The sequence below is a fragment of the Streptomyces sp. NPDC001781 genome (assembly GCF_053596035.1).
Genome location: NZ_JBSFFI010000021.1, coordinates 100,107 through 110,490, shown reverse-complemented (window position 1 = coordinate 110,490; position 10,384 = coordinate 100,107). Strand labels below are relative to the sequence as shown.

The window sequence follows — 10,384 nt, the reverse complement described above, 5'->3', positions numbered from 1 at the left end:
GTCCGGCACGGCACCTCGCCGCGTTGTCGCGTCGCCCGAGTACATCCAGTACGCGGGCGATGCTCCGCCTTGCGATGCACCGCACCGGACGCCGCCAGCTTTCCGGCGAACCTTTCCGGTCACAGCACTAGTGTGACCCGGACCACACCTGAAACGGTGTTCGGCAATCGGTGGAGCGGCGGATGCAGGACGGGAGGAATCCGTACGCTCCTACCCCACCCCCGCCGCCGCCCTCGCCCCCTCCCGTTCCCGGAACCCGTCCGCCTCCCACGTCCCCCACAGGCGGGGGGACAGCCAGGCCGGGGCCTGGTGGCGGAAGTCCGCCGGGGGAAGGGTCCCCGTGCCCTGGGGGAGAGCGCCGAGGAGGGGGGCTCCGGCGACCTCCGGGAGGTCGGTGACGTTGCAGCGGGTGGCGAGGTCGGGGGAGGCGGGCCAGGAGCCGATGACCACGCCGGTCAACTCCAGCTCGCGGCGCTTCAGTTCGCGGGCCGTCAGTTCCGCCGCGTTCAGGGTGCCCAGGCCCGCCGGGGCCACCAGGAGTACGGGGGCGTTCAGGAGGCTCGCGGCATCGGCGAGGGTGCCGCCCGCGGGGTCGAAGCGGACCAGGAGGCCGCCCGCGCCCTCGACCAGGACGAGGTCGTGATCGGTGGCGAGCTCGGCGGCGGCCTCGGCCACGTCCTGCGGGTGTACCGGGGGGATGCCGGAACGGCGGGCGGCCGTGGCGGGAGCCAACGGGTCCGGATAGCGCGCCAGTTCGCGGGCCGTGACCGGGCCCGCGAGGCGGGCCACCTCGTCGGCGTCACCGCGCTCGTCGGGACGCACGCCCGTCTGCGCGGGCTTCAGGACGGCCACCGAGCGGCCGGCCGCCAGGGCGGAGGCCGCCACGGCGGCCGTCACCATCGTCTTCCCGATCTCCGTGCCCGTGCCCGTGATCACCAGTACCGGCATGTCATCCCTCCCGCGCCGCGGCGCACACCGCGCGCGCGATCCGTGCCACGTCCGCGTCGTTAGCGACGTACGGCGGCATCGTGTAGACCAGATCGCGGAAGGGGCGCAGCCACACGCCCTCCCGCACGGCGGCCCGCGTCGCGGCCGCCATGTCCACCTCGTGATCGAGCTGGACCACCCCGATGGCACCCAGCACGCGCACGTCCCGGACACCGGGCAGCTCCGAGGCCTCGGCGAGCCCCTCCCGCAGACCGGCCTCGATCCGCCTGACCTCGCCCCGCCAGTCCTGCCCGAGCAGCAGCCCGAGGGAGGCGCACGCCACGTTCGCGGCCAGCGGATTGCCCATGAAGGTCGGCCCGTGCGCGAGCACCGGCACCTCGCCGCGCGAGATGCCGTCGGCCACCCGCGCGGTGCACAGGGTCGCCGCCAGCGTCAGATATCCGCCGGTCAGTGCCTTGCCCACGCACATCACGTCGGGCGAGACCGCCGCGTGCTCCGCCGCGAACAGCTCGCCCGTACGCCCGAAGCCGGTGGCGATCTCGTCGAACACCAGCAGCACGTCGTGCGCGTCGCACGCCTCGCGCAGCACCCGCAGATACGCGGGGGAGTGGAACCGCATCCCGCCCGCGCCCTGCACCACCGGCTCCACGATCACCGCGGCCAGCTCGTCCGCGTGCCGCTCGACCATGGACCGCAGATGCTCCGCGTACGCCTCCTCGTAACCGGCGGGCGGCGCGTCCGCGAAGACCTGCCGGGGCAGCGCGCCGGACCACAGTCCGTGCATGCCGCCCTCCGGGTCGCACACCGACATGGGGTGCCAGGTGTCGCCGTGGTAGCCGCCACGCCAGGTCAGCAGGCGCCGCTTGCCCGGGCGGCCGAGCGAACGCCAGTACTGGAGGCACATCTTGACGGCCACCTCGACGGACACCGAACCGGAGTCCGCGAGGAAGACGTGCTCCAGACCCTCGGGCGAGATGTCGGCAAGGAGCTTCGCCAGCCGTACGGCGGGCTCGTGGGTGAGCCCGCCGAACATCACATGGCTCATCCGCCCCAACTGCTCGCGCGCCGCCTCGTCCAGCACCGGGTGCCGGTACCCGTGGATCGCCGACCACCAGGACGACATCCCGTCGACCAGCTCCGCGCCGTCCGCCAGCCGGAGCCGGACCCCGCTCGCCGACTCCACGACGAGCGGTTCGCTCCGGCCCGGCATCGGACCGTACGGATGCCACACGTGCCGCCGGTCCAGTTCCAGCAGCTCGGCCGTGCCCGGGTCAGGCATTGGGCGCGAGGTCCGTCCCGGCACCCCGGCGGCGCACGGCGACCAGATCCGTACGCGGCTCGGCGGAGGCGGGCGCCTCGGCGACGGCCGGGGCCGTACCGCAGACACCACCCCCGGCGTGCGATCCGCACCCGGCCGGCTCCGCGTCCGGACCGCAGCCGCCCGCCCCCGCGTGTGACCCGCAGCCACCCCCGCCCGCCGCCCGGTGCGCGGGCAGCGTCACCTCGTCCGCGCCCTCGACCTCGAAGCCGGCGTCCGCGATCATCTCCAGGTCGGTCTTGCCCGCCTGGCCCTCGCTGGTCAGGTAGTCCCCGAGGAAGATCGAGTTGGCCAGGTGCAGCGCGAGCGGCTGGAGCGAGCGCAGGTGCACCTCCCGGCCGCCCGCGATCCGCACCTCCACGTCCGGGCAGACGAAGCGGACCATCGCCAGGATGCGCAGACACCGCTGGGGGGTGAGGTTCCACTCCTTGGCCAGCGGGGTGCCCTCGAAGGGGATCAGGAAGTTCACCGGAACGGAGTCCGGGTCCAGCTCGCGCAGCGCGAACACCACGTCCACCAGGTCCTCGTCGCGCTCACCCATGCCCGCGATCAGCCCCGAGCAGGCGGACAGGCCGGCCGCGTGCGCCTTGTGCACCGTGTCCACCCGGTCGGCGTACGTGTGGGTGGTGGTGATGTCGCCGTAGGTCGCCTCGGAGGTGTTGAGGTTGTGGTTGTAGGCGTCGGCGCCCGCCGCCCGCAGCCGTTCCGCCTGGCCGTCGGAGAGCAGGCCCAGGCAGGCGCACACCTCGACGTCCTCGTGCCGTTCCTTGATGGCCTTGATGGTGTCGGAGACCCGGTCCACGTCCCGGTCGGTGGGTCCGCGCCCGGACGCCACCAGGCACACCCGCTTGGCGCCCCCGGCGAGCCCGGCAGCCGCCGCCTCGGACGCCTGGTCCGGCCCCAGCCAGGTGTACTTGAGGATGCCCGCCGTGGAGCCCAGCCGCTGCGAGCAGTAGGAGCAGTCCTCCGGGCACAGGCCCGACTTGAGATTGACCAGGTAGTTGAGTTTCACCCTGCGGCCGAACCAGTGCCGCCGCACCTTGCCGGCCGCGGCCACCACATCGAGCAGGTCGTCGTCGGAGGTGGCGAGCACCGCGAGCGCTTCCTCGCGGGTCGGCGTCTCGCGCCGCAGTCCCTTGTCCACCAGCGTGTTCAGCAGGTCCATGAGGCCTGATCCTGTCCTACCCGACCGCTCGGGGCCAAGGAGACTTCGCACAACGACCGCGGTTCACCATGTGGGTATGGCCACATCATGGGCGGCTCTCCGCGCCGCTAGTGTCTGTCTGTTGTCTACAAAAGCGTCCACCAGAGCAACGACGGAGGAGCCATGGCGTTCGGCTGGATCGACGAGCAGGCCGAGGCGCGCCGCCGCGCCGGACTCCTGCGGACCCTGCGTCCCCGCCCAGCCGACTCGCCCCTGCTGGACCTGGCGAGCAACGACTACCTGGGCCTGGCCCGCCACCCCGAGGTCGTCGGGGGTGCGGCCGGGGCGGCCCGGACCTGGGGCGGCGGAGCAACCGGCTCCCGGCTGGTCACCGGCACCACCGAACTGCACGCCCGCCTGGAGGCCGAACTCGCCGCGTTCTGCGGCTTCGAGGCGGCCCTGGTGCTGTCCTCCGGCTACGCGGCGAACCTCGCCGCCGTCACCGCGCTCGCCCCGCACGGCTCGCTGATCGTCTCCGACGCGGGCAACCACGCCTCCCTTATCGACGGCTGCCGCCTGGCGCGCGGTACCACCCAGGTGGTCGGGCACGCCGATCCGGAGGCGGTGGCCAAGGCCCTGGCGGCCCATCAGGGGCAGGCCGTCGTCGTCTCCGACACGGTGTTCTCGGTCGACGGCGACGCGGCCCCCCTCGGCCTGCTGGCCGACGCCTGCCGGGAACACGGCGGCGGACTGGTGGTGGACGACGCCCACGGCCTCGGCGTCCTGGGGGACGGCGGCCGGGGTCCGGTCCACGCGGCGGGGCTCGCGGGCGCGGCCGACGTGGTGGCCACGGCCACGCTGTCCAAGTCCCTGGGCAGCCAGGGCGGGGTGGTGCTCGGCCCTGCGCGGGTGATCGGCCACCTGGTCAACACCGCGCGCACGTTCATCTTCGACACCGGCCTCGCCCCCGCGGCCGCGGGAGCCGCGCTCGCCGCGCTGCGCCTGCTCCGGCGCGAGCCTAAGCGCCCGGCGCGCGTCCGCGAGGTCGCCGCCGAACTGCACGCCCGGCTGACCGCCGAGGGCCTCGCGGCGGTACGCCCGGACGCGGCCGTGGTCTCCGTACGGGCGCCGTCCCCCGACGCCGCCGTGCGCTGGGCCGCCGACTGCCGTGCCGAGGGGCTGTCGGTGGGCTGCTTCCGGCCGCCCTCCGTCCCGGACGGTGTCTCGCGGCTGCGGCTGACCGCCCGCGCGGACCTGTCGGAGGCGGACATCGAACGGGCCGTCAGGGTCATCACCGCCGTTCGGCCCTGCTGAGGGGCGGGAAAAACCCCGTCAAATACGGTCTCGCGTCGCAGAGTTCACCCCGTTGAGCGACAGATGTCCGCGTATCTGGGGGGTTGGTTCACCGGACCGCTCCCGTGATGGCAGGCTGACGGGCAGGCACCAGAGCGGGACCGTGCCCGAAGCCTCCGCCCCGCGTCCTCGCGCGGCCCGCGGGAGGACGGCGGCCGCCCGTGGGAAAGGGACGACTTCGCCATGGCAGACCATCTGGAAGCATCCGTCACTCTGCCGAGCGATCCCGCCTCGGTCCGCACGGCCAGGTCCTACGTGGTGGGCACCCTGGCGAGCTGGGGGCTCCCCGCGGACGACGAGGTCACCGACACCGTCCGCCTCATCGTCTCCGAACTGGCCACCAATGCCGTCCAGCACACCCTGGGCCAGTCGCCCACCTTCACCGTGGACGTCGTACTGGCCCGGGACGAGGTGCTGCTCATCGGAGTGACGGACAGCCATCCGAGGATGCCGAAGAGACTGCCGGCCGCCGTCGCCCAGGACAACGGGCGGGGCATGGCCATCATCCGGTGCCTCACCGTCCAGTGCGGCGGCAAGCTGCGGGTCCGCCCGACCCGCGAGGGCGGCAAGACGGTCTTCGTCGAGCTGCCCTGGTGCGTGCCGAGCCGGTCGAGTCCCGCCGCTGCCCGCCCGGAGCCCTCTCCGGCCCGCTGAGCCCGGGAACGGCCCCGGAGGCGCGGACGCAGCCGTGACCGTTCCCCGCCGCCGGGGCCTGTCGTCAGGGTCACGCCGGGCTCACGGCGGCCGGCATGATCCAGACGAGAGAACCTAGTTGACCCGGCCGTACCAGACGCTCTTGGTCCAGATCTTCTGGAGCCGCACCACGTCCCCGCTCTTCGGCGCGTGCCAGATCCTGCCCTTACCGGCGTAGATGCCGACGTGGTAGACGCTGGAACCGGAGTGGAAGAACACCAGGTCACCGGCCTTGCGGTGATGCGAGGAGATGTGGTGGGTCTTGTTGTACTGCTGCGCGGCCGTGCGCGGCAGCTTCTTGCCCGCCTTCTTGAACGAGTACAGCGTCAGGCCCGAGCAGTCGAACCGGCCCGGCCCGGTGGCTCCGTAGCGGTAGGGGGCGCCCTTCTTGGACGCCGCGACCTTCAGTGCCTTCGACGCGGTGGTCGCGGCGGAGGCGTCGGTGGCGAGCCCCGGGACCATGATGGAGCCGCCCACGGCGGCGAGGGTGAGGGCCGAGGCGGTGCCGGCCCGGGCCATCAGCGACGGGACACGATTGAGCGCAGTCATGCGCAACCCTTCGTCAGCCGCCTGTGAAGGATGACCTGTCGGATTCGGGCTGGCGAAGTTGCCCGGCCGTGTCACCACGGCTTCACCCCAAGGGTTGCTCGGCACGATCGTCCGCGTCTCGCGGACATCCGCCCCGGCGACCCGGCTTGCTCGGGTCCTCCACTCCTGCCGATGCACTTCTGTCGACCGGTCATCCGGGTGGCGGCAGGACTCGGCGTCCGCCCGGATGCGCCCCGCCGTTGTGGCGGGGTCTTGTCGTCAGTCAGGGATCTTGGCCCACTCCTGTCCGAAAATCCCAATGGAACCGAGGGTTTGTGGTGTTACTCACCACTCGCCCGTTCGGGTGGACAGGGGTGTGTCCGAGTTGCCGTCAACTCCCCTGCACAGCTTCGGACCTGGGCTTCGATCGCCGTACGGAGGCCCGCCGGGCGCGTCGCGCGCAACTCGGCGGGCCCGGAAACGGGTCCGGAGATACACCGGTCGGCGGTAGCACGTTCGGCCCGTTTCGGCGCGGCGGACGGCACGCCGGGCCCCGTCCGGCCGACGGCGGTGTCCAGTTCAGCCCACGGCATCGGACGGGAGCGCGACGCGCGCGGTGCGGCGTTCACCGTCCAGCACCCGCAGAGCGCGGGCCAGCGTGCCCCCGTACAGCTCCGGTTCGCCGCGTGCGTGCATCACCGCGAGGGCGTCGCGGAGCGCGGTCGTCGTGCGCACCAGCGCCTGCGCCGCCCTCAGCGCCCGGTAGGTGTCCCCGTGCCGTGCCGGGTTGATCCGGCCCAGCAGGTCGGCGGCCTCCAGGTAACGGTCGATCAGCTCGCCCTCGGCCCGGGTCAGCGCGGGCAGTGGTGGCAGCTCCTCCGGCAGCACGGGCGGCTCACCGCGCCCCGGGGACGTTCTTGCGGGCGCCCACGATCCCGTCGACCAGGCCGTACTCCAGGGCGCCGGCGGCGTCCAGCACCCGCTCCCGCTCGAGCCCTGCATGGACGGTGGCGGCGTCCCGGCCGGTGTGCCGGACGAGCAGCTCCTCCATCAGCTCACGCGCCCGGACCAGTTCTGCCGCCTTGATCGCCAGGTCGCTGGGCTGCCCCCGCACCGGCTCGGCCAGCTCTGGCTGGCGCAGCACCACCCGCGAGCCGGGCAGGGCGAACCGCTTGCCGGGCGCCCCGGCGGCGAGCAGCACGGCGGCCACCGTGACGGCCTGGCCCAGGCAGTACGTCGCCACGTCGCACCCGACGTAGCGCATGGTGTCGTACACCGCCGTCATGGCGTGGAAGTCACCTCCCGGGCAGTTCAGGTACAGCGTGATGTCCCGGTCCGGGGCGGCGTGTTCGAGCTGCATGAGCTGGGCGATCACATCCGTGGCCGACGTGTCGTCAAGGGGCGCGCCCAGCAGCACGATCCGGTGCTCGAACAGCTTGGCGTACGGGTCGAGCGTGCGGTGGACGCCGCCGGCGCGTTCGGTGAACTCGGGCAGGACATGTCGGGCGTTCGATCGGGTCATGGCACACCCCTCCTGAGCGGCGGGACCACCGACGGCCCCGCTTCTGTAAAAAATGTACAGGACGTACGTGACGTTAGAATGGGGTCATGGCCTACGAGATTCCGGTGACGCAAGCCAGGGCTGAGCTCGCCGACCTGATCAACCGGGTGGTCTACGGCGGTGAGCGCGTTGTGGTGACCCGGCACGGCAGAGCACTCGTCGCGCTGGTCTCGGCCGCCGACCTGGAGCGGCTCGAAGCGCTGGACGCGCAGGAGGCTGAGCGGGACGAGCAGGTGATCAGCTCCGTCTCCGGCGTCCGCGAGGTCTCCGCCTCCCCGCAGGAGCGCCAGCGCTTCGGCATCGCCGCCGAGCACCGCAGGCCCGGCACGAGCTGAAGGCGCGCCGCGAGCCCGCCGGTTAACGTCTCCGAAACGCCGGCGCACTAGCCTTCGTTCCCACGCCACCAGGGGTTTCACTTCACGAGCCGGCCCCGGGCCGTGGCTGCGGCAACCGGGCCCCGCGCGGTCCGGAGCGAGGACTGTGAGGTGGGACGTGCAACTGACCCCGCACGAGCAAGAGCGACTGCTGATCCATGTGGCGGCCGACGTGGCCGAGCGGCGCCGGGCCCGCGGTGTGAAGCTCAACCACCCGGAGGCGGTCGCGCTCATCACGTCGCACGTCCTGGAGGGTGCACGCGACGGCCGGACCGTGGCCGAGCTGATGTCCTCCGGCCGCGAGGTGCTCACCCGCGACGACGTGATGGAGGGCATCCCCGAGATGATCCACGACGTCCAGGTGGAGGCCACCTTCCCGGACGGCACCAAGCTGGTCACCGTCCACGACCCGATCGTGTGAGGGGGACCGCGATGATTCCCGGAGAGGTGCTGTTCGCGGACGGCCCGGTCGTCTGCAACCAGGGGCGTGCGTCCGTCCGGCTCACCGTCCTCAACGCCGCCGACCGGCCTGTCCAGGTCGGCTCGCACTACCACTTCGCCGAGGCCAACCCCGGCCTGGAATTCGACCGGACCGCCGCGCACGGCAGGCGGCTGAACATCGCCGCCGGTACGGCCGTCCGTTTCGAGCCCGGCATCCCCGTCGAGGTCGAACTCGTCCCCCTCGGCGGCGCCCGGATCGTGCCCGGACTGCGCGGCGAGACCGGAGGCGCGCTCGATGCCTGAGATCTCCCGCGCCGCCTACGCGGACCTGTTCGGGCCCACCACCGGCGACCGCATCCGGCTCGCCGACACCGACCTGCTTGTCGAGATCGAGGAGGACCGCTCCGGCGGCCCCGGCGTCTGCGGTGACGAGGCGGTGTTCGGCGGCGGCAAGGTCATCCGCGAGTCCATGGGCCAGTCCCGCGCCACCCGCGCCGAGGGCACCCCGGACACCGTGATCACCGGTGCGGTCGTCGTGGACCACTGGGGCGTGATCAAGGCCGACGTCGGCATCCGCGACGGCCGGATCACCGGTATCGGCAAGGCAGGCAACCCCGACACCATGGACGGCGTCCACCCCGACCTCGTCATCGGCCCCGAGACCGAGGTCATCGCGGGCAACGGCCGCATCCTCACGGCGGGGGCGGTCGACGCCCATGTGCACTTCATCTGCCCGCAGATCGCCGAGGAGGCGCTGTCCTCGGGGGTCACCACCCTGGTCGGCGGCGGCACCGGCCCGGCCGAGGGCTCCAAGGCCACCACCGTCACGCCGGGTCCCTGGCATCTCGCCCGGATGCTGGAGGCCATGGAGGCGTACCCGGTCAACGTCGGTTTCCTCGGCAAGGGCAACACCGTCTCCGAGGACGCGATGCTGTCCCAGATCAGGGGCGGCGCCGTCGGGCTGAAGCTGCACGAGGACTGGGGATCCACGCCGGCCGTCATCGACGCGGCCCTGACCGTCGCCGACCGCACCGGCATCCAGGTCGCCATCCACACCGACACGCTCAACGAGGCCGGTTTCGTCGGCGACACCCTGGCCGCCATCGCCGGGCGGGGCATCCACTCGTACCACACCGAGGGTGCCGGGGGCGGGCACGCGCCTGACATCATGACGGTCGTCTCGCAGCCCAACGTGCTGCCCAGCTCGACCAATCCGACCCGGCCGTTCACCGTCAACACCGCCGAGGAACACCTCGACATGCTGATGGTCTGCCACCACCTGAACCCGGCCGTCCCCGAGGACCTCGCCTTCGCGGAGTCGCGCATCCGGCCGTCCACCATCGGCGCTGAGGACATCCTCCACGACCTCGGCGCGATCTCGATCATCTCCTCCGACTCCCAGGCCATGGGCCGCGTCGGCGAGGTCGTCCTGCGCACCTGGCAGACCGCCCACGTGATGAAGGGCCGTCGCGGCGCCCTCCCGGGAGACGGGCGCGCCGACAACCACCGGGTACGTCGCTATGTCGCCAAGTACACGATCAACCCCGCGATCGCCCAGGGCCTCGCCGCCGAGATCGGCTCGGTGGAGACCGGCAAGCTGGCCGACCTGGTGCTCTGGGAGCCCGCGTTCTTCGGCGTGAAGCCGCTGCTCGTGCTCAAGGGCGGCCAGATCGCCTACGCGCAGATGGGCGACGCCAACGCCTCCATCCCCACTCCGCAACCTGTCCTGCCCCGCCCGATGTTCGGCGCGATCGGCCGGGCGCCGGCCGCCAACTCGTACAACTTCGTCTCCCCGTTGGCGATCGAGGACGGTCTGCCCGAACGGCTGGGTCTGGGCAAGAAGTTCGTCGCGATCCAGTCCACCCGCGCGGTCACCAAGGCCGATCTGCGGGAGAACGACGCCATGCCGGACGTACGGATCGACCCGGACAGCTTCGCCGTGCGCATCGACGGCAGTCTGGTCGAGGCGGTACCGGCGGCGGAACTGCCCATGGCCCAGCGCTACTTCCTCTTCTGAGCCGCTG

At 72.4% G+C, this 10,384-nt stretch carries 12 protein-coding genes and 1 riboswitch; of the genes, 6 read left to right on the top strand and 6 right to left on the bottom strand.

From position 1 onward, the window contains the following. Window positions 1-210: 210 nt before the first annotated feature. The 3 genes from bioD to bioB are packed head-to-tail and all read right to left on the bottom strand — an operon-like array spanning window position 211 to window position 3,431. Window positions 211-948: a dethiobiotin synthase gene (gene bioD / locus ACWCV3_RS20290; protein WP_451225787.1), complete on the bottom strand. Its 738-nt coding sequence runs from the start codon at window positions 946-948 to the stop codon at window positions 211-213. A gap of 1 nt (window position 949) precedes the next feature. Beyond that, window positions 950-2,227, bottom strand: coding sequence for an adenosylmethionine--8-amino-7-oxononanoate transaminase (locus tag ACWCV3_RS20285; protein WP_451225784.1), 1,278 nt, complete (start codon window positions 2,225-2,227; stop codon window positions 950-952). Further along, a complete protein-coding gene (bioB, locus tag ACWCV3_RS20280; RefSeq protein ID WP_451225781.1) occupies window positions 2,220-3,431 on the bottom strand; it encodes a biotin synthase BioB in 1,212 nt (403 codons plus the stop codon). Before bioB ends, ACWCV3_RS20285 begins: the two co-directional genes overlap by 8 nt. 162 nt (window positions 3,432-3,593) lie before the next feature. On the opposite strand from bioB, the gene ACWCV3_RS20275 reads away from it, so the two are divergent. After that, a complete protein-coding gene (locus tag ACWCV3_RS20275; protein ID WP_451225779.1) occupies window positions 3,594-4,724 on the top strand; it encodes an 8-amino-7-oxononanoate synthase in 1,131 nt (376 codons plus the stop codon). 222 nt (window positions 4,725-4,946) lie between these two features. After that, the gene (locus tag ACWCV3_RS20270) at window positions 4,947-5,417 is read left to right on the top strand and encodes an ATP-binding protein (RefSeq protein ID WP_451225776.1); all 471 of its coding nucleotides are present in this window, start codon (window positions 4,947-4,949) and stop codon (window positions 5,415-5,417) included. A 114-nt stretch (window positions 5,418-5,531) separates the two neighbouring features. On the opposite strand, the gene ACWCV3_RS20265 is transcribed toward ACWCV3_RS20270, so the two are convergent. From ACWCV3_RS20265 to ACWCV3_RS20255, 3 genes are all read right to left on the bottom strand, one after another. Further along, on the bottom strand, window positions 5,532-6,005 hold the full coding sequence (locus ACWCV3_RS20265) for a C40 family peptidase (RefSeq protein ID WP_451225773.1): 474 nt from the start codon (window positions 6,003-6,005) through the stop codon (window positions 5,532-5,534). Between the two features lie 3 nt (window positions 6,006-6,008). Further along, window positions 6,009-6,191, bottom strand: a riboswitch (cyclic di-AMP (ydaO/yuaA leader). Between the two features lie 372 nt (window positions 6,192-6,563). Then, the gene (locus ACWCV3_RS20260; protein ID WP_451225770.1) at window positions 6,564-6,872 is read right to left on the bottom strand and encodes a hypothetical protein; all 309 of its coding nucleotides are present in this window, start codon (window positions 6,870-6,872) and stop codon (window positions 6,564-6,566) included. Between the two features lie 7 nt (window positions 6,873-6,879). After that, window positions 6,880-7,506 (bottom strand): ATP-dependent Clp protease proteolytic subunit, encoded by a 627-nt coding sequence (locus ACWCV3_RS20255; protein WP_451225767.1) that lies wholly within the window; start codon window positions 7,504-7,506, stop codon window positions 6,880-6,882. Window positions 7,507-7,592: 86 nt separating this feature from the next. On the opposite strand from ACWCV3_RS20255, the gene ACWCV3_RS20250 reads away from it, so the two are divergent. The 4 genes from ACWCV3_RS20250 to ACWCV3_RS20235 all read left to right on the top strand — a co-directional run bounded on the left by ACWCV3_RS20250 (window position 7,593) and on the right by ACWCV3_RS20235 (window position 10,377). Beyond that, complete coding sequence (locus ACWCV3_RS20250; RefSeq protein ID WP_451225764.1) at window positions 7,593-7,880, top strand: type II toxin-antitoxin system Phd/YefM family antitoxin; 288 nt, start codon at window positions 7,593-7,595, stop codon at window positions 7,878-7,880. 157 nt (window positions 7,881-8,037) lie between these two features. After that, the gene (locus ACWCV3_RS20245; protein WP_451225796.1) at window positions 8,038-8,340 is read left to right on the top strand and encodes an urease subunit gamma; all 303 of its coding nucleotides are present in this window, start codon (window positions 8,038-8,040) and stop codon (window positions 8,338-8,340) included. 11 nt (window positions 8,341-8,351) lie between these two features. Further along, window positions 8,352-8,663 (top strand): urease subunit beta, encoded by a 312-nt coding sequence (locus tag ACWCV3_RS20240; protein ID WP_451225762.1) that lies wholly within the window; start codon window positions 8,352-8,354, stop codon window positions 8,661-8,663. Beyond that, on the top strand, window positions 8,656-10,377 hold the full coding sequence (locus tag ACWCV3_RS20235) for an urease subunit alpha (RefSeq protein WP_451225759.1): 1,722 nt from the start codon (window positions 8,656-8,658) through the stop codon (window positions 10,375-10,377). The genes ACWCV3_RS20240 and ACWCV3_RS20235 overlap by 8 nt, the downstream gene beginning before the upstream one ends. The last annotated feature ends 7 nt before the right edge of the window (window positions 10,378-10,384 follow it).

Excerpts from the sequence above, each read along its gene's own strand:
- ACWCV3_RS20265 (WP_451225773.1), bottom strand. The coding sequence starts at position 6,005 with ATGACTGCGCTCAATCGTGTCCCGTCGCTGATGGCCCGGGCCGGCACC.
- ACWCV3_RS20275 (WP_451225779.1), top strand. The coding sequence starts at position 3,594 with ATGGCGTTCGGCTGGATCGACGAGCAGGCCGAGGCGCGCCGCCGCGCC.
- bioB (WP_451225781.1), bottom strand. The coding sequence starts at position 3,431 with ATGGACCTGCTGAACACGCTGGTGGACAAGGGACTGCGGCGCGAGACG.
- ACWCV3_RS20250 (WP_451225764.1), top strand. The coding sequence starts at position 7,593 with ATGGCCTACGAGATTCCGGTGACGCAAGCCAGGGCTGAGCTCGCCGAC.
- bioD (WP_451225787.1), bottom strand. The coding sequence starts at position 948 with ATGCCGGTACTGGTGATCACGGGCACGGGCACGGAGATCGGGAAGACG.
- ACWCV3_RS20240 (WP_451225762.1), top strand. The coding sequence starts at position 8,352 with ATGATTCCCGGAGAGGTGCTGTTCGCGGACGGCCCGGTCGTCTGCAAC.
- ACWCV3_RS20270 (WP_451225776.1), top strand. The coding sequence starts at position 4,947 with ATGGCAGACCATCTGGAAGCATCCGTCACTCTGCCGAGCGATCCCGCC.
- ACWCV3_RS20255 (WP_451225767.1), bottom strand. The coding sequence starts at position 7,506 with ATGACCCGATCGAACGCCCGACATGTCCTGCCCGAGTTCACCGAACGC.
- ACWCV3_RS20285 (WP_451225784.1), bottom strand. The coding sequence starts at position 2,227 with ATGCCTGACCCGGGCACGGCCGAGCTGCTGGAACTGGACCGGCGGCAC.
- ACWCV3_RS20235 (WP_451225759.1), top strand. The coding sequence starts at position 8,656 with ATGCCTGAGATCTCCCGCGCCGCCTACGCGGACCTGTTCGGGCCCACC.